The 22,979-nt window shown below is 62.2% G+C and carries 22 protein-coding genes and 1 tRNA gene; 9 read left to right on the top strand and 14 right to left on the bottom strand.

Features of this window, described 5'->3' with window-relative positions; all coding sequences use genetic code 11:
* The first annotated feature begins 38 nt into the window (after window positions 1–38).
* Together plsY and dprA are read left to right on the top strand one after the other, a co-directional pair.
* Window positions 39–644, top strand: a complete 606-nt coding sequence (gene plsY / locus NKK52_RS09420; protein WP_023684666.1) for a glycerol-3-phosphate 1-O-acyltransferase PlsY — start codon at window positions 39–41, stop codon at window positions 642–644.
* Window positions 641–1,768, top strand: a complete 1,128-nt coding sequence (dprA, locus tag NKK52_RS09415; RefSeq protein ID WP_023684665.1) for a DNA-processing protein DprA — start codon at window positions 641–643, stop codon at window positions 1,766–1,768. Before plsY ends, dprA begins: the two co-directional genes overlap by 4 nt.
* 236 nt (window positions 1,769–2,004) lie before the next feature.
* Here dprA and NKK52_RS09410 read toward each other — a convergent pair whose 3' ends face one another.
* Window positions 2,005–3,147, bottom strand: coding sequence for a hypothetical protein (locus NKK52_RS09410; RefSeq protein WP_023684664.1), 1,143 nt, complete (start codon window positions 3,145–3,147; stop codon window positions 2,005–2,007).
* Window positions 3,148–3,397: 250 nt separating this feature from the next.
* Between NKK52_RS09410 and NKK52_RS09405 the strand changes: the two genes are divergently transcribed.
* The 6 genes from NKK52_RS09405 (at window position 3,398) to NKK52_RS09380 (ending at window position 9,228) form a co-directional block, all read left to right on the top strand.
* Window positions 3,398–4,282, top strand: a complete 885-nt coding sequence (locus NKK52_RS09405; RefSeq protein WP_023684663.1) for a dihydrodipicolinate synthase family protein — start codon at window positions 3,398–3,400, stop codon at window positions 4,280–4,282.
* Between the two features lie 23 nt (window positions 4,283–4,305).
* Window positions 4,306–4,965: a GntR family transcriptional regulator gene (locus tag NKK52_RS09400; protein WP_023684662.1), complete on the top strand. Its 660-nt coding sequence runs from the start codon at window positions 4,306–4,308 to the stop codon at window positions 4,963–4,965.
* A 65-nt stretch (window positions 4,966–5,030) separates the two neighbouring features.
* The gene (locus tag NKK52_RS09395; protein ID WP_023684661.1) at window positions 5,031–6,368 is read left to right on the top strand and encodes an ABC transporter substrate-binding protein; all 1,338 of its coding nucleotides are present in this window, start codon (window positions 5,031–5,033) and stop codon (window positions 6,366–6,368) included.
* Window positions 6,368–7,306 (top strand): carbohydrate ABC transporter permease, encoded by a 939-nt coding sequence (locus tag NKK52_RS09390; RefSeq protein ID WP_023684660.1) that lies wholly within the window; start codon window positions 6,368–6,370, stop codon window positions 7,304–7,306. The genes NKK52_RS09395 and NKK52_RS09390 overlap by 1 nt, the downstream gene beginning before the upstream one ends.
* Complete coding sequence (locus NKK52_RS09385) at window positions 7,307–8,128, top strand: carbohydrate ABC transporter permease (RefSeq protein WP_023684659.1); 822 nt, start codon at window positions 7,307–7,309, stop codon at window positions 8,126–8,128.
* Window positions 8,129–8,166: 38 nt separating this feature from the next.
* Window positions 8,167–9,228: an ABC transporter ATP-binding protein gene (locus NKK52_RS09380; RefSeq protein ID WP_023684658.1), complete on the top strand. Its 1,062-nt coding sequence runs from the start codon at window positions 8,167–8,169 to the stop codon at window positions 9,226–9,228.
* 48 nt (window positions 9,229–9,276) lie between these two features.
* Here the strand turns inward: NKK52_RS09380 and NKK52_RS09375 are convergent.
* A tRNA-Lys gene (locus tag NKK52_RS09375) sits at window positions 9,277–9,352 on the bottom strand.
* Between the two features lie 322 nt (window positions 9,353–9,674).
* Between NKK52_RS09375 and NKK52_RS09370 the strand changes: the two genes are divergently transcribed.
* Window positions 9,675–10,166, top strand: a complete 492-nt coding sequence (locus tag NKK52_RS09370) for a BA14K family protein (RefSeq protein ID WP_023684657.1) — start codon at window positions 9,675–9,677, stop codon at window positions 10,164–10,166.
* A gap of 90 nt (window positions 10,167–10,256) precedes the next feature.
* Here NKK52_RS09370 and NKK52_RS09365 read toward each other — a convergent pair whose 3' ends face one another.
* From NKK52_RS09365 to NKK52_RS09310, 12 genes are all read right to left on the bottom strand, one after another.
* Window positions 10,257–10,733 (bottom strand): DUF6882 domain-containing protein, encoded by a 477-nt coding sequence (locus NKK52_RS09365; protein ID WP_023684656.1) that lies wholly within the window; start codon window positions 10,731–10,733, stop codon window positions 10,257–10,259.
* 22 nt (window positions 10,734–10,755) lie between these two features.
* A complete protein-coding gene (gene glpK / locus NKK52_RS09360; RefSeq protein WP_023684655.1) occupies window positions 10,756–12,249 on the bottom strand; it encodes a glycerol kinase GlpK in 1,494 nt (497 codons plus the stop codon).
* Between the two features lie 89 nt (window positions 12,250–12,338).
* Window positions 12,339–14,066 carry an ABC transporter substrate-binding protein gene (locus NKK52_RS09355; RefSeq protein WP_023684654.1) on the bottom strand — a complete coding sequence of 576 codons (1,728 nt, stop codon included), beginning with the start codon at window positions 14,064–14,066 and terminating at the stop codon, window positions 12,339–12,341.
* A 77-nt stretch (window positions 14,067–14,143) separates the two neighbouring features.
* Window positions 14,144–14,431: a DUF2160 domain-containing protein gene (locus tag NKK52_RS09350; RefSeq protein WP_023684653.1), complete on the bottom strand. Its 288-nt coding sequence runs from the start codon at window positions 14,429–14,431 to the stop codon at window positions 14,144–14,146.
* 67 nt (window positions 14,432–14,498) lie between these two features.
* The gene (locus tag NKK52_RS09345) at window positions 14,499–15,413 is read right to left on the bottom strand and encodes a carbohydrate ABC transporter permease (RefSeq protein ID WP_023670976.1); all 915 of its coding nucleotides are present in this window, start codon (window positions 15,411–15,413) and stop codon (window positions 14,499–14,501) included.
* Between the two features lies 1 nt (window position 15,414).
* Window positions 15,415–16,281: a carbohydrate ABC transporter permease gene (locus NKK52_RS09340; RefSeq protein WP_023670975.1), complete on the bottom strand. Its 867-nt coding sequence runs from the start codon at window positions 16,279–16,281 to the stop codon at window positions 15,415–15,417.
* Complete coding sequence (locus NKK52_RS09335) at window positions 16,282–17,373, bottom strand: ABC transporter ATP-binding protein (RefSeq protein ID WP_023684651.1); 1,092 nt, start codon at window positions 17,371–17,373, stop codon at window positions 16,282–16,284.
* Window positions 17,374–17,384: 11 nt separating this feature from the next.
* Window positions 17,385–18,464 carry an ABC transporter ATP-binding protein gene (locus NKK52_RS09330; RefSeq protein ID WP_023684650.1) on the bottom strand — a complete coding sequence of 360 codons (1,080 nt, stop codon included), beginning with the start codon at window positions 18,462–18,464 and terminating at the stop codon, window positions 17,385–17,387.
* A 38-nt stretch (window positions 18,465–18,502) separates the two neighbouring features.
* Complete coding sequence (glpD, locus tag NKK52_RS09325; RefSeq protein WP_023684649.1) at window positions 18,503–20,023, bottom strand: glycerol-3-phosphate dehydrogenase; 1,521 nt, start codon at window positions 20,021–20,023, stop codon at window positions 18,503–18,505.
* 117 nt (window positions 20,024–20,140) lie between these two features.
* The gene (locus NKK52_RS09320; protein WP_023670971.1) at window positions 20,141–20,908 is read right to left on the bottom strand and encodes a DeoR/GlpR family DNA-binding transcription regulator; all 768 of its coding nucleotides are present in this window, start codon (window positions 20,906–20,908) and stop codon (window positions 20,141–20,143) included.
* A gap of 115 nt (window positions 20,909–21,023) precedes the next feature.
* Complete coding sequence (locus NKK52_RS09315; protein WP_023684648.1) at window positions 21,024–21,470, bottom strand: hypothetical protein; 447 nt, start codon at window positions 21,468–21,470, stop codon at window positions 21,024–21,026.
* Window positions 21,471–21,483: 13 nt separating this feature from the next.
* A complete protein-coding gene (locus tag NKK52_RS09310; RefSeq protein WP_023684647.1) occupies window positions 21,484–22,899 on the bottom strand; it encodes a pyridoxal phosphate-dependent decarboxylase family protein in 1,416 nt (471 codons plus the stop codon).
* Between the last annotated feature and the right edge of the window lie 80 nt (window positions 22,900–22,979).

The following is a 22,979-nucleotide window of genomic DNA, read 5'->3' as shown; positions in this document are numbered from 1 at the left end:
CAGACCGATATGTTGCTGGGGAAATGCGGGGGCAAACAATGAGTTATAACGTTATCCTGGCATTGCTGTTCGGCTATCTCCTCGGCTCGATTCCCTTCGGCCTCTTGATCACCCGCGCGGCCGGCCTCGGCGATGTGCGCAAAATCGGCTCCGGCAATATCGGCGCCACCAACGTTCTGCGCACCGGCAACAAGGGCCTCGCCGCCGCGACGCTGGTGCTCGACGCGTTGAAGGGTACGGCGGCGGTGATGATCGCGCGCCATTTTGGACACGACTTCGGATTGTGGGCCGGCCTTGGACTCTGGGCGGGCGTTGGCGCCTTCCTCGGCCACCTGTTTCCGATCTGGCTCGGTTTCAAGGGCGGCAAGGGCGTGGCGACCTATCTCGGCGTGCTGATCGCGCTCGGCTGGCATGTGGCGCTGATCTTTATCGTCGTCTGGCTGGCGATGGCTTTTCTGTTTCGCTATTCCTCGCTGGCAGCGCTGACGGCGGCGGTCATCGTGCCGATCGCGCTTTATTTCTGGAGCACACCTGAGACCGCCGGGCTGTTCCTGGTGATGAGCCTGATCGTCATCTTCAAACACCGCGCCAACATTTCGCGCCTTCTTGCCGGCACCGAAGGCAAGATCGGAGCCAAGCGTTGAGCAAGCCCGCCGCCGGGCCGCGCCTCAGCGACCGGCAGCGGCTGAGCTGGCTGCGGCTGATCCGCACCCAAAATGTCGGCCCGGCCTCGTTTCGCGAATTGATCAACCGCTTTGGTTCGGCCGAGGCGGCGTTGGAGATGCTGCCCGAGCTGATGATTTCGGGCGGAGCCAAAAGGATCATGCGCATTCCTTCCGTCGAGGAAGCCGAAGCAGAACTCGACGCAGCCAGTGAAAACGGCGCCCGCTTCGTCGGCATCGGCGAGGCCGACTACCCGCCGATGCTGAAAAACATGGACAATCCGCCGCCGCTGATTGCCGTGAAGGGCGAGGCAGCCGTCTTTCGCCTGCCGGCGGTGGCCATCGTCGGCGCCCGCAACGCGTCGCTCGCCGGCATCAAGATGGCGCGCATGCTGGCGGCGGATCTTGGCCGCGACGGCTACGTCATCGTTTCCGGCCTGGCGCGCGGCATCGACACGGCCGCACACCAAGGCAGTCTTTCCACTGGCACAGTCGGCGTGCTGGCCGGTGGGCTCGATGTCCCCTACCCGCCCGAAAATATCGGCTTGTGCGAAGACATTGCCGAGCGTGGCGGCGCCGTTATTTCGGAAATGCCGTTCGGCTGGCAGCCGCGGGCGCAGGATTTTCCGCGCCGCAACCGGCTTGTCGCGGGCGCCGCCCTCGGACTGGTGGTGATCGAAGCTGCGCAACGCTCCGGCTCGCTGATCAGCGCGCGCCTGGCCGGCGAGATGGGCCGGCTGGTCTTTGCCGTACCGGGTTCGCCGCTCGATCTGCGCTGCGCCGGCTCCAACGGGCTGCTCAAGGATGGCGCCACCCTGGTCACCGAGGCGGCCGACGTTTCCGGTGCGATCGCACCCCTGGCGGGCACGCGAACGCGAAGCATTGCGCCGCCAGAAAAGGCACCCGATTTTTCGGCAACACCCCCGCCCGGTGAGGACGAACGCAGCGGCGTGCTCGAGGCGCTGGGCCCAACGCCGGTGGGCGTGGACGAGATCATCCGCCACACCGGCCTCAACGCCGCGCAAGTCTCCATGGTGCTGCTGGAACTCGACCTTGCCGGCCGCATCGAGCGCCATGCCGGCGGCAATGTCTCACTGGTTTCGTGACGTTCCAGCCGATCCCGCCGCACGTCGGCCGCAACTCACGCGTCGAGGGTCACGCCGGCGGCGCCAACCTCGGCATAGTCGCCAACGCCGGTACAGATGCCACCGCAGGGTATTTTTCCAGGCGGCTCTCGGAAAAGCACTCCGCCATTCCAGGGCTCTCCGTTGCACTGACGATCACGCTCGCAATGGCATACTCGACAGCTGACGAAAACCGGGCTCGACAGTCTGCGCATCAGTCAGCGGAACAGATACTTCGATACCTCCGGATTGCCACGGCGCCACATCACATTGTCGAGAAAATAATGGTGCACATTGATGAAGATGAGCACGATGAAGAAGAACAGCGATGACCCCAGCACTTGCCTGTCATAGGGAATCAAAGCCGTCAGCGCGGATGGGATCAGCCAGAAGCCGAGATAGCCAAGGGCCGTGCCGCCGACGATGAAGCCGAGGAGCCGAAACCTGTAGAGGGGGCCAAGAAAGGACAGGATTTTCGGCTGCGGATCGCCTTCGGCATCGGAACTGTCTCGCTCGACGTTCGTCTGGTAGCGCCAGACCACGGCGAGATACTGCAGCGAGTGGAGCGCGGGAACGATCAGCAGCCAAAGCGGGTTTACGCGCGCAATCAGGATCCAGAGATAGAGCGACGCGACATAGGCCACCAAACCGTTATAGGGCAGGCCGCCACCGTTCTTCCGCCAGCGATTGACCAGCATCAAGAGCGTGGCCGCCGTCGACGCAACGGCCGCCAGCACGCCGATGTCGGTAATCCAGGAAGGGGCCGCGAATGTGTAATAGTCCAGGCCATAATATTTGCCCTGGGTGACCGCCGTATTCGTCTGCAGCCATGCCAGGATCCACACGGCATAGGAGTTGACCAGCAGCACCTTCTTGTCGCGGTCGTCGAAGAATTTGCGCTTCAGCACCGCATCCACCATCAGCATGCCGTAGCCCTGCTTGACGTAGTGCCAACCGACAAAAAAGAACATGGCGTTGGTGGCATAGCCGAGCAGGCGCGTGTTCGCCGCCGCGGCGCCATAGGCAAAGAACCCGGCCATGACCAGGGGCACGACAACGCCCGCGAAAATGTAGCGGAGCTGCAGGCTCCTGTCGTAGCCGTCGCCCGTCACCTTGCGCCCGAAATTGCGGTAGAAGAGCTGGTAGGAGTGGGCGAAGTGGGGATAGTTCACGAGATAGGCTACGAAGACCATCGTTGCGGCCACCGGACCTTCATATTCGAGCGGAACGAGAAACAGCACCGGCAGGATGAGAAAGGCGCTGCCGCCCAGCATGAGGAAATCGGCGACCGGGCCGAAGAGGTACTTTTGAGGCGCCGCCGCCTTAGGAGCGACAGCATCCGCCGAAAGCTGAAGTGTCATGTCAGAACCCTCCCCTGGGAAAGGCTGAGTTTAGCCATCGACTGGGATGGGGACAAGGTTGGAGCTGCCGCTCCGCGCCCGAACACTGGGCCATCCTGCTGTTTCGCCAATGGTCTCGATCCGCCATGAGCTTCGAACCCGTGAACCGCTCGATAAGGCCCTCCGCTGTTAAAAAAGCGCACCACCCCAATTTACGACTAACATGTTAGTGTGCTAACGCGGCATACACACCTACTTCGGAGACCTTCCGGTGACATCACGCTTTGGCCTTTCGGCCGCTCTCGCCACACCTTTCGATGCCCGAGGGCAGATCGCCACCGCCCTCATGATCGCTCAGGCCAACAGTTGCCTGGCGCAGGGTTGCGGCAGCGTGACGCTTTTCGGCACCACAGGGGAAGGCGCATCGGTGGGCACGACGGAGCGGCGGTCGGTGAACGAAGCCATGCTGGCTGCTGGAATCTTGCCGCATCAACTCGTTGCCGGCGTGCTGGTCGACGCCGCCGAAGACGCCGCCGAACAGGCACAGCATGCCTTGCAGCGAGGCGCCCGAAACATTCTGCTGGCCCCGCCGAGCTACTTCAAGAATGTCGGCGACGATGGCCTTTTCGGCTGGTTCTCCGCCGTCTTTGCCGCGCTTGGCCCCCTCGCCCGTGACGTGCTGCTCTACAACATCCCTTCGGTTACCATGGTGCAGCTTTCGCTTGGCCTGATCGGCCGGTTGCGCACTGCTTTTCCCGACGTGGTCGCCGGGGTCAAGGATTCCGGTGGAAATTGGAGCTACAGCGAGGCGCTGCTTGCCGCCCATGGCGATCTGGTGATCCTGATCGGCGATGAAAGGCATCTGGCGCGTGCGGTGAGACTGGGTGCTCAAGGCGCAATCTCGGGCATGGCCAATTTCGTCCCGGGCGAAATCCGCGCCATGGCCGAGGACGGGCGCGACGATCCTCGCGTCGAAAGTTTTGTGCTCGAATTGCTCAAATATCAGGTCACCCCCGCGGTAAAGGTGATGGTGGCGCGCAAGACCGGCGACGAGCGCTGGCTGGCGGTCCGTCCGCCGCTGGAGCCGATCGCTTTGCAAGGGCAGCAGCAGCTTGCCGCAGCCTATGACAGCTTGTTTGCCAGGGAACCGGCCTGACCGGCAAAGGGAAGCGCGCCGAAATGGAAGACGGCAACGAACCGACCACCCTCAGGGAGAAGGCCTATGCCAGCTTCACGCGGCATCTGCTGGCCCGCGACCTCCTGCCGGGCCAGTTCGTGTCGCAACGCGAACTGGTTGCCTTCACCGGACTGCCGCTCGGCGCCATTCGCGAGATCGTGCCGCGTCTCGAGGCTGAAGGACTTCTCACGACCATCCCGCAGCGCGGCATGCAGATCGCCCATATCGACATCAGCCTGATCCGCGAGGCCTTTCAGTTCCGCCTGTTCATGGAGCGTGAAGCGGTGGCGCTGTTTACGGTAAGCGCCTCCGATGCCGAGCTTGCCCGCTTGCGGCGCGAGCATGAGGACATGCTTGCCCAGGCGCTGGCGCAAACCCCGACGCCGGAGATGGAGGCCAAGGCGCAGACCATCGACTGGGCCATGCACGACACGTTCATCGATGCGCTGGGCAACGAGATCATCGCCAAGGCCTATCTGGTGAATTCGGTGAAGATCCGCCTGATCCACCAGGAGCGGTTCCGTATCGACGGGCGCGTCGTGCCGGTCATGCGCGAGCACCTGGCGGTGATCGATGCGATGCAGAGCCGCGATCCTGGGAAGGCGGTCGAGGCCATCAGCCAGCATATCGAAAAGGCGCGCCGGCTGGCGCTGCAAATCTGAGGAAGCATGAGCCGCGCCGCGGTCGCTGTGGCGCAATCGACAACGACAACACCGGGAGGAAGAAAATGTCATCCAATCTGTTCAACCCAACCAGGAGGCAACTCCTCCAGGGAACCGCGGCGCTTGCCGCCGCCAGCTTTGCGGGCGTTCGCCCAAGCTTTGCCGCCGGCGTCGACTGGAAGCGCTTTGCGGGAACGACGCTTGACGTCAATCTGGTGAAAAGCCCGCGCAGCGACACGCTGATAAAATACATCGCCGAGTTCGAGGAACTGACCGGGATCAAGGTCAATGCCGAAGCGACGCCGGAACAGCAGCAGCGCCAGAAGACGGTGATCGAACTGAGCTCCGGCAAACCGAGCTTCGACGTCGTGCATCTGGGCTACCACGTGCAGAAGCGCCAGTTCGAAAAGGGCGACTGGCTGGCCGACATATCAGGCTATCTCGCTGACCCGACCCTGACCGATCCTGCGCTGGTGGAAACCGATTTCGCCGATGCCGGCATGCTGTTTGCCAAGGACGGCCAGGGCGTGCTGCGCTCGCTACCGTTCTCAGTCGACTACTGGATCGTCTACTGGAACAAGGAATTGTTCGAGGCCAAGGGCCTCAAATACCCTGAAACCTTCGAGCAATTGGTGGCGGCGGCCGAAGCGCTGACCGACCCGTCGACCAACACCTATGGATTTGTCGCCCGCGGCCTCAAGAACGCCAACACGCCGGTGTGGACGTCGCTTATGCTCGGCTACGACATGACGCCGCTCGACGACAAGGGCAAGCTGCGCACGACCTCGCCCGAGGCGGTCGAGGCAGCCAGCCTCTACCAGCGGCTGATGACCAAGTCGGCACCTCCAGGCGTCACCGGATTCAACTGGGCCGAAGCCCAGTCCGCCTTCCTGCAAGGCAAGATCGGGATGTGGTTTGATGGCGTCGGCTTTGCCCCGCCAATGGAAAATCCGGAAAAGTCACGAGTGGTCGGCAAGGTTGGCTACGGCGTCATGCCCAAGGGGCCCAAGGCGCATGCCGCCGGCACCTTTGGCGACGGCCTCGGCGTGACGGCCACCAGCGAGAAGAAGGAGGCCGCCTACCTCTTCTGCCAGTGGGCGATTTCGCCCGCCATGGGCGCGCGCCTGCTGCAGGCGGGTGCCGGCGTGCCGTTCCGCAAGTCGGTGCTGGAAGATCCCAAGGTGCGCGAAGGCGTCACCATGCCGGCGAGTTGGCTCGATGCCGTGGTCGGCTCGGGCAATGTCAGCCGGCTGTCGCTGCCGGTCATCATTCCGGTCACCGAGTTCCGCGACATCTATGGCGTGGCGCTGACCAATCTGATCGCCGGCGCCGATCCGGCGGAGGAACTAAAGAAGGCCACCGAGCAGTTCCAGCCGGTGCTCGACCGGAGCGAGCAAGGCTGATGTCCGTCATCACCCCAGAACGCACCGGGGTGACGACGCAAGCCATCGAAGGGGGCCAGACCATCCGTCTGGCTCCCAACTACTGGCCTTTCGTCGTCCCGGCGCTCGTCGTCGTCGGCGCCGTGATCGTCTTTCCCTGGGCCTTCACACTGTGGATGAGCGTCAACCGCTGGACCCTCGGCCAGGCGCGAAGCTTTGCCGGGATGGAAAACTATCTGCGGCTGGCGGTCGACCAACGCTTCTGGGAATCGCTTTTCCATACGCTGACCTACACCGCCCTTTCGGTCGCGGCGCCGATGTTCCTCGGCACTGTCGCCGCGCTGATCTTCGACGCCAAATTTCCGCTGCGCGGCATTTTGCGCGGCGTCTTCGTGATGCCGATGATGGCGACGCCAGTCGCCGTGGCGCTGGTCTGGACGATGATGTTCCATCCCCAGCTCGGCGTGCTCAACTACCTTCTGTCGCTGGTCGGAATCCCGGCGCAGGAATGGATTTTCAACGCCAAAACGGTCATCCCCTCGCTGGTTGCGGTCGAGACCTGGCAGTGGACGCCGCTGGTGATGCTGATCGTGCTGGGCGGCTTGGCCTCCGTGCCGCGCGAGCCCTTCGAGAGCGCCGAGATCGATGGCGCCAACGCCTGGCAGCAATTCCGCTATCTCACCTTGCCGATGATCGCGCCGTTCCTGATGATCGCGATGATCATCCGCACTATCGATGCGCTGAAAAGTTTTGACATCATCTATGCCATGACCCAGGGCGGACCGGGCACGGCCTCGGAAACCATCAACATCTATCTCTACAACACCGCCTTCTCCTACTACGACATCGGCTATGGCTCGGCCATGGCCGTGGTGTTCTTCATCGTCATCGTCGCGCTGTCCTTCATCCTGCTGATGCTGCGCCAGCGCTCCCAATGGATCGGGGTGGAGGGCAAATAGATGAGTTCACGGCTGCTCAACCGGATCGGGCTGTTTTTCGCGGCTCTGGTCTTCGTCTCGCCGGCGATCCTGTTCTTCCTCTGGATGGTCTCGCTGTCGCTGAAGTTCGAGATCGACAACGGTGCATACCCGCCGATCCTGATCCCGGAACATCTCGCCTGGTCGAACTATGTGAAGGTATTCGAGGAGAACAATTTCCTGCTCTATTTCTGGAATTCGGTTCTGGTGACGGGCACGGCAACGTTGCTGGCGCTGCTGATCGGCGTGCCGGCCGGCTATGGCATCGCGCGGCTCAAGGCCGAACGCTCGGCGGTGGTCATCATGATCGCCCGCATGACGCCGGGGCTTTCCTATCTCATTCCGCTGTTCCTGCTGTTCCAGTGGGTCGGCATTCTCGGCACACTGTGGCCGCAGATCATCATCCATCTGGTGGTGACGGTGCCGATCGTGGTCTGGGTGATGATCGGCTATTTCGAGACCACGCCGATGGAGCTGGAAGAAGCGGCCAACATCGATGGCGCCAGTTCCTGGCAAGTGTTCCGGCTGGTCGCCTTGCCCATCGCCAAGCCGGGCATTGTCGTCGCCTTCATCCTGTCGATCATCTTCTCATGGAACAATTTCGTCTTCGGCATTGTGCTCGCCAGCCGCGAGACCCGCACGCTGCCGGTCGCCGTCTACAACATGCTTTCCTACGAGCAGGTGAGCTGGGGTCCGCTCGCCGCCGCAGCACTTGTGGTCACGCTGCCGGTGCTGGTGCTGACCCTGTTCGCGCAAAGGCAGATCGTCGCAGGGCTGACCGCAGGCGCCGTCAAGGGCGGCTGAGGCACGGCCCGACATCACTCATTTCCGGGAGAAATCCAATGGCATCGGTAACAATCAACAACGTCCAGAAGGCTTTCGGAGCCGCCAAGATCATCCACGATGTCAGCGTCGACATCTCCGATGGCGAATTCGTCATCCTGGTCGGGCCGTCGGGCTGCGGAAAGTCGACGCTGCTGCGCATGATTGCCGGACTGGAAACGATCTCGGGCGGCAGGATCGCCATTGGCGATCGCGTCGTCAACAATCTCAGGGCGCGCGACCGAAATATCGCCATGGTGTTCCAGAACTACGCGCTCTATCCGCATATGACGGTGGCCGACAATATGGGCTTTGCCCTGAAGATCAAGAAAGCCGATCCGGCCGACACCGCCGGCCGCGTCGGCAGGGCCGCCAGCATTCTCGGCCTGGACAAGCTGCTCGACCGCTATCCGCGTCAGCTTTCCGGCGGCCAGCGCCAGCGCGTCGCCATGGGCCGCGCCATCGTGCGCGACCCGCAGGTGTTCCTGTTCGACGAGCCGCTGTCCAATCTCGACGCCAAATTGCGAGTGCAGATGCGCGGCGAGATCAAGGCGCTGCACCAGCGGCTCGGGACCACAACCATCTACGTCACGCACGACCAGATCGAGGCCATGACCATGGCCGACAAGATCGTCGTGCTGCATGACGGCCTTGTCGAGCAGATCGGCGCGCCGCTCGACCTCTACGACCGCCCGGCCAACCTCTTCGTTGCCGGCTTCATCGGCTCGCCGGCCATGAATTTCATTCGCGGCCATGTCGAGGAAGGCGTTTTCCGCAGCGCCGGTGGACTGATCTTGCCGCTGCCGGAAGGCATCGACCTGACCAACATTCCCGGCGGCGACCTCATCTACGGCGTCCGCCCCGAACACATCCGAGCGACGACTGCCAAAGGAATCCCCGGCACGATCGTGCTTCTGGAAGCAACGGGTTCGGAAATCTTTGCCAGGGTCGACTGCGCCGGAGAAGAAATCTCCTGCCTTTTCCGCGAGCGGCTGGCACTGAAACAGGGCGAGCAGATGCACATCGAGATCGACCGCGCCTGCGCTCATCTGTTCGACACCAAGACCGGGCGGCGATTGTAGGCGGCGATGGGGCTGCTGATAGGGAGCAACTTTCGCACGAAATATTTCTGGTGAGCGCGTCGGGGTTCGAACCCGAGACCTACTGATTAAAAGTCAGTTGCTCTACCGGCTGAGCTACGCGCTCCCGCGGGCTCTAAAGGCCGCCCTCGAAATTGCGCGGAACATAGGGAGAGTGCCGCGACCGGTCAACCGGAAAAAGATGGCCGTTCCACCGGGGTTTCGGCCATCGCCCGACGCGCCGCAAATTGCGTCGTCACCAGCCCGGTGAGCCGCTCCCGCAACGTGGTCGCCGCTTCGATCTGTTGGCGCGCGAAACGCGCCTTTTCTCACGCGCCAAATTCGAGAAACATTACAAATCAGCAACTTACTGTTTTGGTGGGAACCATCGCACGAGCGGGCCGTTTTCGTCTCACAAGGGACGTCAACCACCCTTCAAGGAGAAGATCATGAACAAGATCGCAACGGGTCTACTGGCGACCACCCTGTCAATTTCGTTTGCCGCGGCCGCCGCTATGCCGGCCAATGCCGCCCAGATGTTCGTGCCCCAGTCATCAGCAACTTCGTCCGACATCGTGAATGTGGGCGATTCTCGTCATGACAACTGGCGGTGGATGCGCCATGGCAACCGCAATTCCGGCAATCGCGATTTCCGCGTAGGCCGCCAGTTCTCGCGCAACAATGATGGCGGCAGCTATTGGAATGGCCATCGCGGCTATCGCGAATATCACCGCGGCTATCGCCGTCACGGCGACTACTGGTTCCCGCTGGCTGCCTTCGCCACCGGCGCCTTGATCACCGGTGCGATCGTCAACAGCGAGAACAACCGCGGCGATGCCCATGTGCAGTGGTGCTACGACCGCTATCGGTCGTACCGCGCTTCGGACAACACATTCCAGCCCAATTACGGCCCGCGTCAACAGTGCAATTCGCCCTATTGAGCTGAGTTGGTACCAAGTGTTGAGTAGAAAAGCCTGCGCCGGCAACGGCGCGGGCTTTTCCGTAGGTTGCTTGGGTACGGGCGGGGCGGATTAGCTGGCCCAATTGACGCTCTTGAAGATCAGATACAGGGCTCCGCCTTCACCACGCGGAGAACGGTATGCGCCGAGGCCGTTGCAGATTCGAACCGCAGCTGCGGTCATTTTCCAGCCGAGCACTTCCAGGTCGTTGTTCAAATCTATCGCATAGGGTTGAGCCAGCTCATCAATGGAATGCTCCTGTCCGAAAGACCGAACCAGCTCTGCGTCGGCAAGCAGGTCGCCAGGCAGGTTTGAATTTGCCCAAGCCCAGAGCCAGTTGCTGGCCTTGGCACTCGTCGATCCGGCGATTTGGATTTCGGCGACGACCTTGGTGATGCCGTTGTCCGAGAACAGAAGCTTTCCTTCTGTCAGATCATAGTCATAGCGAGGCCAACTGCCGAGTCGGAACTCCTGCTGCAAGCGTGCATTCTTTGCATCCAATTGTTCGACAGCCTCGTCGCGCCAGGCCCCATACCAGTGTGGATTCATCCCCTTCCCCCGCCATGATTTACTACCGCGCGCTCAGCGTCCGGCGCACCGCATTGCGCCAGCCCGCGAGCTTTGCCGAGCGCACCGTGGCATCCATGTCCGGCTTGAAGCGGCGCTCGAGCGCCCAACTCCTGGCAAAATCCTTCGCCTTCGGCAACACACCCGCCTTCGAGCCGGCAAGCCACGCTGCGCCCAGCGCCGTCGTCTCCAGAATGGTCGGGCGATCGACCGGCGCATCGAGGATATCGGCCAGCCGCTGCATGGTCCAGTCGGAGGCCACCATGCCGCCGTCGACGCGAAGCACGGTTTTGGCCGACGCCCCCTTCCAGTCCTTGCGCATTGCGTCGAGGAGATCGCGGGTCTGGTAGGCGACGGATTCCAGCGCCGCGCGGGCAAACTCCGCCGGGCCTGAGTTGCGCGTCAGCCCGAAGATCGCGCCACGCGCCTCGGCGTCCCAATGCGGCGCGCCGAGACCGACGAAAGCCGGCACCAGATAGACGTTCTGCGTGGGGTCGGCGGTTGCCGCCAAAACGCCGCTATGCTCGGCCTTGCCGATCACCTTGATGCCGTCGCGCAGCCATTGCACGGCGGCACCGGCGATGAAGATCGAGCCTTCCAAGGCATAGGTAGTCTTGCCGTTCAGCCGATAGGCGATGGTGGTCAACAGCCGGTTCTTCGAGCGCACCAGATCGGCGCCGGTGTTGAGCAGCGCAAAGCAGCCGGTGCCATAGGTCGATTTCATCATGCCTGGCTCGAAACAGGCCTGGCCGATGGTCGCTGCGTGCTGATCGCCGGCCACGCCAAGGATTTTGATTTCGGCGCCAAACAGGCCTTTTTCCGTCACACCGTAGTCGTCGGCACAATCCTTGACCTCAGGCAGCATCGCCACCGGGATGCGCAGGATGGAGAGCAGCTCGTCGTCCCAGACATTTTTCTCGATGTTGTAGACCAGCGTGCGCGAGGCGTTGGTGGCATCCGTCGCATGCACCTTGCCGCCGGTCAGCCGCCAGATCAAAAAACTGTCGATGGTGCCGGCGAGCAGTTCGCCCTTTTCGGCGCGCTTTCTCGCACCTTTTACCTTGTCCAGCATCCAGGCGATCTTGGTGCCGGAGAAATAGGGATCGAGCAGAAGGCCGGTCTTTTTGGTGAACTTTTTCTCCAGGCCGTGTTTTTTCAGCTTCTGGCACAGCGGCGCGGTGCGGCGGTCCTGCCAGACGATGGCATTGTGGATCGGCTTGCCAGTCGCCTTGTCCCAGATGACGACGGTTTCGCGCTGGTTGGTGATGCCGATCGCCGCCACATCCGAGGCCTCGCGGCCGGCGGCCTTCAGCGCGCCTTTGACCGTCGCGACGACGCTTGCCCAGATCTCTTCCGGATCATGCTCGACCCAGCCGGAGGCAGGATAATGCTGCGTGAATTCCTGCTGCTTGCTGCCGGCGACCTTCATCGCGCCGTCGAACAGGATCGCCCTGGTCGATGTCGTACCCTGGTCGATTGCAAGGATGTATCCGGTCATTAGTCCTCCCGGTAGCTCGCCTATACAAACAGGGGAGACGGCAAGATGCCGCCTCCCCGTTCACTATGATCCTGGCGCGTACGCCAAGATTACTTCTGCCAGCTCTTCACCAGTTCGTCGTAGTTGATGGTGATCGGCTTTTCCTTCTCGTTTTCGATCTTCAGCTGAGGCGCGAGATTGCCGTTCTTGACCGCGTCGGCGTTCCAGTAGGCGAGGTCATGCTCTTCGGCCATCTTCGGGCCGATATCGCCCTGGACGCCCGACTTCTCGATGCGGGTCATGACTTTTTCCTGCTCGGCGCAGAGCGAGTCCATGGCTTCCTGCGCCGTCTTGGCGCCGGACGAGGCATCGCCGATCGCCTGCCACCAGAGCTGTGCCAGCTTCGGATAATCGGGCACGTTGGTGCCGGTCGGCGACCACTGAACGCGGGCCGGCGAGCGGTAGAACTCGATCAGACCACCGAGCTTCGGCGCACGTTCGGTGAAGCTCTTGTCGTGGATCGTGCTTTCGCGGATGAAGGTCAAGCCGACATGGCTCTTCTTCACGTCGACCGTCTTCGAGGTCACGAACTGCGCGTAGAGCCAGGCGGCCTTGGCGCGGTCGGTCGGCGTCGACTTCATCAGCGTCCAGGAACCCACGTCCTGATAGCCGAGCTTCATGCCGTCCTTCCAGTAGACGCCATGCGGCGACGGGGCCATGCGCCACTTCGGCGTACCGTCCTCGTTCAGCACCGCCTTGGCGCCGGCGTCGACCATCGAAGCGGTGAAGGCGGTGTACCAGAATATCTGCTGCGCGACCGCACCCTGTGCCGGCACCGGGCCGGATTCGGAGAACGTCATGCCCTGGGCTTCGGCCGGAGCGTAGGCCTTCAGCCAGTCGAGGTATTTCTGGATCGAGTAGACGGCAGCCGGGCCGTTGGTGTCGCCGCCGCGCGCCGTGCAGGAGCCGACCGGCTGTGATTTCTCGTTGACCTTGATGCCCCATTCGTCGACCGGCAGGCCGTTCGGCAGGCCCTTGTCGCCGTTGCCGGCCATCGACAGCCAGGCGTCGGTGAAGCGCCAGCCGAGCGACGGGTCCTTCTTGCCATAGTCCATGTGGCCATAGACCTTCTTGCCATCGATCTCGCGGCCGGTGAAGAACTCGGCGATGTCCTCATAGGCCGACCAGTTCACGGGAACGCCGAGGTCGTAGCCGTATTTCGCCTTGAAGTCGGCCTTGTTCTTCTCGTCGTTGAACCAGTCGTAACGGAACCAGTAGAGGTTGGCGAACTGCTGGTCGGGCAGCTGATAGAGCTTCTTGTCCGGCGCGGTGGTGAAGGAGGTGCCGATAAAATCCTTCAGGTCGAGGTTCGGATTGGTAACGTCCTTGCCCTCGCCCGCCATCCAGTCGGTCAGGTTGCGGACCTGCTGGTAGCGCCAGTGGGTGCCGATCAGGTCGGAATCGTTGACCCAGCCGTCATAAAGGTTCTGGCCGGTCTGCATCTGGGTCTGGATCTTCTCGACGACGTCGCCTTCCTGGATGACGTCATGCGTGATCTTGATGCCAGTGATGGCGGTAAAGGCCGGCGCCAGCACCTGCGATTCATACTGGTGGGTGGCGATGGTTTCGGACACGACCTTGATGTCCATGCCGGCGAAAGGCTTCGCGGCATCGATGAACCACTGCATTTCTGCTTCCTGGCCGGCGCGGTCGAGCGTCGACAGCGGGCCGATTTCCTTGTCCAGAAACGCCTTGGCCTCATCCATTCCGGCGTAGGCGTTGCCTACCCCGAGCAACAGGACAAGGGCAGTTGTTGATGTTAAAAATTGCCGTCGCATAGGTTTCCTCCACATTTAGGTTTCAAGTGCGATCTGGAACGGCCGCCGGCACGCGGTCGATCCAACAGTTTCCCCCTCTATACGTAGCGGAACACGCCGACGGCGTAGACCACGGAGAGAGCGAGAGCCCACCACAGGTTGGATCCGACAAGACCCAGCCAAGCGAGATGGATAAAGGCGCTGCCAAGCAGCGACAGAAAAAGACGGTCGCCGCGCGTCGTCTCGAAGCGCAGGATGCCGGCGCGCGGATTGCCGCCCGGCGAGGCAAATTCCCAAAACGCCATGCCACACAGCAGCAGAAGAATGGTGCCGAAGAACGCCGCCGTCGGCCACGTCCACGCCATCCAGGTGAGGTCGAGATTCATGGTGACACCCTCCCCAGGGCAAAGCCCTTGGCGGTGGTGGTGAGGGTGAACCCGTGCTTTTGTTTCATCACACCCTCCCCAGGGCGAAGCCCTTGGCGATGTAGTTGCGGACAAACCAGATGACGAGCGCGCCGGGGATCAGCGTCAGCACGCCGGCGGCAGCGAGCAGGCCCCAATCCATGCCGGCGGCCGAAACGGTGCGGGTCATGGTGGCGGCGATGGGCTTGGCATCGGTGGTCGTCAGCGTGCGAGCGATCAAAAGCTCGACCCATGAGAACATGAAGCAGAAGAAGCAGGCGACACCGATGCCACTGGCGATCAGCGGCATGAATATCCTGACGAAGAAGCGCGGGAAGGAGTAGCCGTCGATATAGGCTGTTTCGTCGATCTCTTTGGGCACGCCCGACATGAAGCCTTCGAGGATCCACACCGCCAGCGGCACGTTGAACAGGCAGTGCGCCAGCGCCACAGCGATGTGGGTGTCGATCAGGCCGAAAGCCGAATAGAGCTGGAAGAACGGCAGCGCGAACACTGCCGGCGGCGCCATGCGGTTGGTCAGCAGCCAGAAGAACAGATGCTTGTCGCCGAGGAAGCGGTAGCGCGAAAAGGCGTAGGCCGCCGGCAGCGCCGCAGCCACGGAAATCACCATGTTCATGACAACATAGGTGATCGAGTTGATGTAGCCCGAATACCAGGACGCATCGGTGAAGATAGTGACGTAGTTGGCGATCGTAGGCTGATGCGGATAGAGCGTCAGCGAGGAGACGATCTCGGCATTGGTCTTGAAGCTCATGTTGATGAGCCAGTAGATCGGCAGCAGAAGCACGATGATGTAGATCGTCGGCACGATCCACCACCAGCGCGATTCCTCGCCGCGCTTGCGCATCAGCCGGGCGACCTGATCCTGCGAAAGCGTGCTCGCCAATTTTCCCGAAGCGGTGGTTTCGCTCACTCTGTCGGCTCTTTCGTTGGCGCCGCTCATCTCAGCGCTCCGCGTCGTAGTTGGTCATCACGGTGTAGAACACCCACGACAACAACAGGATGATCAGGAAGTAGACCAGCGACATGGCGGCCGCCGGACCGAGGTCGAACTGGCCGAGCGCGGTCTTGACGAGGTCGATCGACAGGAAGGTGGTCGAGTTGCCGGGGCCGCCGCCGGTGACGACGAAGGGCTCGGTGTAGATCATGAAGCTATCCATGAAGCGCAACAGCACGGCGATCAAAAGCACACGCTGCATCTTCGGCAGCTGGATATAACGGAACACCGCCCAGCGCGAGGCGCCGTCGATCTTGGCCGCCTGGTAGAAGGCATCCGGGATCGAAACCAGGCCGGCATAGCAGAGCAGCACGACAAGGCTGGTCCAGTGCCAGACGTCCATGATGATGATGGTGACCCAGGCGTCGAACGGATCCTGAACGTAATTGTAGTCGATGCCGAGCGCGTTGACGTAGTAGCCGAGCAGGCCGATGTCGTTGCGGCCGAAGACCTGCCAGATGGTGCCGACGACGTTCCACGGAATGAGCAGCGGCAACGACATAAGCACTAGGCAGACCGGCACGCCCCAGCCCTTCTTCGGCATGTTGAGCGCGATGAATATGCCGAGCGGCACTTCGATGGCCAGAATGATGAAGGAGAAGATCAGGTTGCGCACCATCGCTTCCCAGAAGCGGCTGGACGACAGCAGTTCCTCGAACCACTGGGTGCCTGCCCAGAAGAAGACGTTGTTGCCGAAGGTGTCCTGCACCGAATAGTTGACGACCGTCATCAGCGGAATGACGGCCGAGAACGCCACCAGCACCAGCACCGGAAGCACCAGGAACCAGGCCTTGTTGTTCCAGGTCTTTTCCATCTATGCCCCCATCTCGACACGCCCCATCTCAACCAGCCAGGAATCGGCATAGATGTTGATGCCGGCCGGATCGAAACGAACCTTTGGGTCGGCCGGCACGCTCTCGTCCTCGCCGATGACGGCAGCGATCTCGCGGCCTTCGAGGCTGGCGCGCACCACCTTGTGGCGGCCGAGATCCTCGACCTTGCTGATTTTAACCGCCATGCCGTCACGGCCGAGCCTGACATATTCGGGGCGGATGCCGAGTTCGATGGCGCCGGAGCTCCCAGCGGCGGTCTTTGGCGCGCCGGGCAGCTCGATCCGCTGGCTGCCAATGGTCGCGGTCTTGCCGTCGATCGCCACCGGCATGACGTTCATGCCGGGCGAGCCGATGAAGTAACCGACGAATGTGTGGCGCGGGCGCTCGAACAATTCGGCCGGCGTGCCGATCTGGACGATGCCGCCATCATACATGACGACGACCTGGTCGGCGAAGGTCAGCGCCTCGGTCTGGTCATGGGTGACATAGACCATGGTGTAGCCGAAGCGGCGGTGCAGTTGCTTCAACTGCGAGCGCAGCACCCACTTCATGTGCGGATCGATAACCGTCAGCGGTTCGTCGAACAGGATGGCATTGACATCCGAGCGCACCAGGCCGCGGCCGAGCGAGATCTTCTGCTTCTGGTCGGCGGTCAGGCCCCTCGCCTTCTTCTTCGCCCACGACTCCAGGTCGATCATCTCCAGCGTCTCCCGCACCTTGCGGTCGACATCGGCCTCCGGCACGCCGCGGTTGCGCAGCGGGAAGGCCAGATTGTCGTAGACGGTCATGGTGTCGTAGATGACCGGGAACTGGAACACCTGCGCGATGTTGCGCTCCTGCGTCGACAGATTGGTGACGTCCTTGCCGTTGAACAGCAACTCACCGTGCGAGGGGTGCAGAAGTCCCGAAATGATGTTGAGCAGCGTGGTCTTGCCGCAACCCGAAGGCCCAAGCAGCGCATAGGCGCCGCCATCCTCGAAAGTGTGGTGCACTTCCCGCAGCGCAAAATCGGCATCCTTCTGCGGGTTGGGCAGGTAGGAGTGCCTGACATGGTTGACGTCGATGCGCGCCATCTCTTCCCCCCTCAGGCCGCAAGCTTCGGCGCGGCGACGGCGCTGCCGTTGCTGTCGAAGACCATGATGTGGCGCGGATCGATAAACACCTCGATCTCGGCGTCGGGCTCGAAATCGCGGATGCCGTGGGTCAGCATGACCCAGCGCGCATCGGCAAAATCGAGATGGATGAAGCTTTCCGAGCCGGTGATCTCGGTGATCGTCACCTTGGCGCGCACCGGCACCGCGGCAGCGTTGGGCCGCTCGAGCGACAGATGATGCGGCTGGAAGCCGATCGTGTAGTTGGCGTCGGCAATGCCGGCGAGTTCTGCCGGTACCGGCAGCTTGACGCCGCCCTCGAGCAGGAAATCCGGGCCCTTCTTGGCCAGCACGATGGTGTTGAGCGGCGGATCGGCAAAGGTTTTCGCCGTCACCAGGTCGATCGGCTTGCGGAAGACGTCGATGGTCGGCCCGAATTGGGTGATCCGCCCCTCGGACAGCGTCGCCGTATTGCCGCCGAGCAGCAAGGCTTCATGCGGCTCAGTCGTGGCGTAGACGAAAATGGTGCCGGCGGCGGCAAATATCTTGGGCAGTTCGGCGCGCAGCTCCTCGCGCAATTTGTAGTCGAGATTGGCGAGCGGCTCGTCGAGCAGCACCAGGCTGGCATTCTTGACGATGGCGCGGGCCAGCGCCGTACGCTGCTGCTGTCCGCCGGACAGGCTGAGCGGCGTGCGGTCGAGATAGGGTGTGAGCTTCAGAAGCCCTGCCGCGTTGCGGACTTCCTTGTCGATCTTGGCCTGGTCGGTGCCGGCGACGCGCAACGGCGAGGCGATGTTCTCGTAGACGGTCATCGCGGGGTAGTTGATGAACTGCTGATAGACCATGGCGATCTTGCGCTGCTGCACCGGCATGCCGGTGACATTCTGGCCGTCGAACCAGACTGAACCGGTGGTCGGCACGTCGAGCCCGGCCATCAGCCGCATCAGACTTGTCTTGCCCGACAGTGTCGGCCCGAGCAAAACGTTGAGCGAGCCGTGCTGAAGCGTCAGCGACACGTCGCGGATATGCTCCACCGCGCCGACCATCTTCGTCACGTTTCTCAGTTCCAGCATGATGCCTCCTCCCAGGCTTTGTGCATCAATCGCCTTCCCTATTCCGCTGCCGCGACATGGCGCCGGCTGATGCCGCGCATGAATTCGTCAAGCGCCGACGCCTGTTCCCGGCTGAGATGCAGACCGCGCTTGGTGCGACGCCACAATACATCTTCGGCGGTCAGCGCCCATTCGTTTTCGCTGAGGTAGCGTACCTCGGCCTCATAGAGATCGGCGCCGAAATTGCGGCCGAGATCGGCGTTCGACTTGGCGAGGCCGAGCAGCACTTGCGCGCGCGTGCCGTAAAGCCGGGTCAACCGACGCGCCAGGCGCTGGTCGATGAAAGGAAAGGCGCTCTTCAGCTTCGCCACCTGGACGTCGAAACCGGTGGCCGGGAAATCGCCGCCCGGCAAGGGCGCGTTCGCCGTCCACGGCTTACCGCGCTTGCCGAGAAAACCTTCGACCTTTTCCAGCATCGATTCCGACAACCGGCGGTAGGTGGTGATCTTGCCGCCGAAAGCGTTGACGATCGGCGCCTTGCCCCCGCCGCCATCGGCTTTCAGCACATAGTCGCGGGTCGCTTCCTGCGCCTTCGAAGCGCCGTCGTCGTAGAGCGGGCGCACGGCCGAATAGGTCCAGACGATGTCGGGGCGCGTCACGGCTTCAGCAAAATATTCGCTCGCCGCCGCGCAGAGATAGTCGATCTCGGTGTCGCTGATCTTCACGTCATGCGGATCGCCGGGATAGTCGCGATCGGTGGTGCCGATCAGCGTAAATTCTTCCTCGTAGGGAATGGCGAAGATGATGCGCCCGTCCTTGTTCTGGAAGAAGTAGGCGCGCGGATCATCGAACTTCTTTTTGATGACGATATGACTGCCCTGCACCAGGCGCACATTGTGCACGTCGTTCTGGCCCACAGTGGTCGACAGGACGTGGTCGACCCACGGACCGGCGGCATTGACCAGCAGCCGGGCCTTGACCTCCTCTGCCTCTCCCGTCTGCACGTCTTCCACGCGGATCGCCCACAGATCGCCTTCGCGCCGCGCCCCGACGACTTTCGTGCGGGTGCGGATGGTGGCGCCGCGGTCGGCGGCGTCACGCGCGTTCAACGCCACCAGCCGGGCATCGTTGACCCAGCCGTCCGAGTACTCGAAAGCCTTGTGAAACAGCGGCTTCAGCGGCTTGCCGGCCGGATCCTTGGACATGTCCAGTGTCCGGGTAGCCGGCAGCAATTTGCGGCCACCAATATGATCGTAGAGGAACAGGCCGAGCCGGATCAGCCAGGCCGGGCGCAGGCCCTTGGCATAGGGCAGCACGAAGCGCATCGGCCAGATGATGTGCGGCGCGTTCTTCCACAGAACCTCGCGCTCCATCAGCGCCTCGCGCACAAGCCGGAACTCGTAGAATTCGAGGTAGCGCAGGCCACCATGGATCAGCTTGGTCGAACCGGAGGAGGTTCCGCTGGCGAGGTCGTTCATCTCGGCGAGAAATACCGAAAAGCCCCGCCCAACGGCGTCGCGGGCGATGCCGCAGCCATTGATGCCGCCACCGATGACGAAGATGTCACGGACTGCGTCCACAAATCCCTCCCGCGATTTCGCATTGCAGCATTTTTGAGTTGTTACGAAACCGTATCGGGATTATTTCGAAATAAGAACGAATGTCAAACGAAATGTAACGGGACCGTGATCGATAGCCTAGCCGAGCGACGTTTCGATCAATTGAACCTCCGCTTCCTCGCAGATCTTACGCACCGACGGGATGTCGCAACGGTCGGTGATGAAGGTGTTGACTTGCGAGAGATGGCCGATGCGAACCGGCGCGGTGCGTTCGAACTTGGTCTGGTCGGAGACCAGGATGACATGCCTGGCATTGGCGATAATGGCTTGCGCCACTTTCACTTCGCGAAAGTCGAAATCGAGCAACGCGCCGTCATGGTCGATGGCCGAGGCGCCGATCACCGCATAGTCGACCTTGAACTGCCTGATGAAATCGACCGCGGCCTCGCCGACAACGCCGCCGTCGGAGCCACGCACGACGCCGCCGGCGATTACCACCTCGATCGAAGGATAGATGCGCATCCTGTTGGCAACATTGATATTATTGGTGATGACCATCAGCCCGGTATGGTCGAGCAGCGCCTTGCTGACCGACTCGGTCGTGGTGCCGATGTTGATGAACAGGGAGGCGTTGTCGGGTATCAGCCTGGCCGCCGCGCGGCCGATCGCCTCCTTCTCGTCGGCGGCAATCTTGCGGCGCGCCTCATACTCCATGTTCTCGATGCCGGACGGGAACAGGGCCCCGCCATGGATGCGCGTCAGCAGCCGCTGGTCGCAGAGATCGTTGAGGTCCTTGCGGATGGTCTGTGGCGTCACGTTGAAATGCGTGGCGAGGTCATCGACCAGCACACGGCCATGGTCCTTCGCCATCTGGATGATTTCGGCATGGCGCGGCGACAAATACACTGAGAACCTCCCGTTTTCGTTTTTCTTGTTTGTAGCTGAAAACGAAAGCAATGAAAAGGGAGACGCCGGCTAATGAAATATCGATGATTGCAAAGGCGAACCGGGCAGATACGGCTCAGACCCGCTCCGCCACCTTGCGGGTGACAGCCGCGACTTTACCTGGCGAGCGGATCATCAGGAAATTGCCGGACCAGTATCCCGGGATTCGCCAAGTGCCTTTGATCTCGGTTGCATCACCGTTGATGATGCCGCTGTAGTGAATCGGGTGCGCCTTCAATTGGGCCTTGTCGTATGTCTTGGTAAAGGAGACGGCGTTGCCCTCTCGCTGCCCCTGCAGGCTTGCGTATCTTGCCGTGCTGGTCGCCGCCGGTTCGTGGGTCATGCCCGTCAAGCTGGTTGCCGTTTCGATCAGCGTTGCAACGAAGGAAACCGGCGGCAGTTCGCGCGGATAGAAATAGCGCCCGCTCCAGACGCCCGTCAGATTCTGGCTAACCCCTTCAGCCCTTCCGGCCATATGCTTGCTCGCAGGTCCTTGCTGGCTTGCCCCGGCGGCGGCAACCACCCGGGCAATCCTGTCAGTCCTTCGGGGATCTTGCACACTCGCAGATGACAGTGAAGGCGGTATCGACATCGGCCGCGGTTGTCTCGAACTGGCCTGCCTGGAAGCGGATGGCGACCCGCCCATCGACACGCGTCTGCGTCAGGTAGATACGGCCGTCATTGTTGATGGCGTCGACCAGACGCAGATTGTGCTCGTCGCAGTCAGCGCCGGATGCGGCGCGATGCCGGAACGAGAACAGCGACAGCATCGGCTGGCTGGCGAGCTCGAAATCCTCCTCCTCGGCCAGGCGCGCTGCTATGCCTTCGCTCCAGGCGACGTGATTGCGGATCATGGTGCGCAGCGCCTCGAGGCCATGGGCGCGCAGCAGGAACCACAGCTTCAGCGCCCGGAAGCGACGGCCGAGAGGCACCGACCATTCGGAGTAGTTGATGATGCCGTCATGGCCGCGAGTTTTCAGATAGTCCGGCTTGATCGCCAGCGTGCGCACGAGATCCTCCGGCTGGCGGACGAACTGGATCGAGCAGTCGAATTGCGCGCCCAGCCATTTGTGCGGGTTGAAGACGATCGAGTCCGCGCCCTCGACACCGGTCCAGAAATGCCGGTATTCCGGACAGATCATCGCCGATCCGGCCCAGGCGGCGTCGATATGCAGATAGAGCCCCTGGCGTTTGGCCACCGCGGCCACTTCAGCGATGTCGTCGGTGCCGCCGGTGCTGGTGCCGCCGACGCACGCGATGATGCCGGCCGGCAATAGGCCGGCCGCGCGGTCGGCAACAATCGCCGCTTCCAAAGCCGCGGTATCCATGGCGCGGTAGGTGCCGGCGACGGGAATGCGGACGAGGTTGTCCTCGCCAATGCCGGCGACCCAGATGGCGCGGTCGATCGAGGTGTGCACCTGGTCGGAGGAATAGACGCGCAGCCTGCCCTGCCCGGAAAGGCCCTTCTTGTTGCCCTGCCAGTCGAGCGTGCGCTCGCGCATGGTCAGCACGGCGGCCAGCGTCGCCGACGACGCCGAATCCTGGATGACGCCGGAAAAGCCCTCGGGCAGGCCGAGCGCCTGGCGCATCCAGTCGACGATGCGTGTCTCAAGCTCTGTCGCCGCCGGCGAGGTCTGCCACAGCATGCACTGCGCGGCCATCGCAGAGACCAGATATTCGGCCACCACCGAGACGGGTGCTGCATTGGCCGGGAAATAAGCAAAGAAACGCGGATGCTGCCAATGCGTCATGCCGGGCACGATCTTGGCTTCGAAATCGGCGAAGATCGTCTCCATCGATTCCGCGGCCTCCGGCGGAGAAGCTTCGATGCTCCTGAAGATCTCGCCCGGCGCTATGGCAGGTCGTACGGGCCGATCGCGAAGGCCGGCGCGGTAATCAGCGCCCCAGTCGGCGGCGCGCGTCGACCAGTCGCGGAATTGCTCGTTGTCCATGGATCCTCCCGACGCGCCGATCAGCCAGCCGTTTGAATTTTTATTAACATGTTAAATAGAGACAGGCAACCGCGACGAAG

Source organism: Mesorhizobium sp. C277A (assembly GCF_040324395.1).
Lineage (GTDB): Bacteria > Pseudomonadota > Alphaproteobacteria > Rhizobiales > Rhizobiaceae > Mesorhizobium.
Note: the sequence above shows the minus strand (reverse complement) of the source record. Positions and strands in the feature narration are given on the sequence as shown.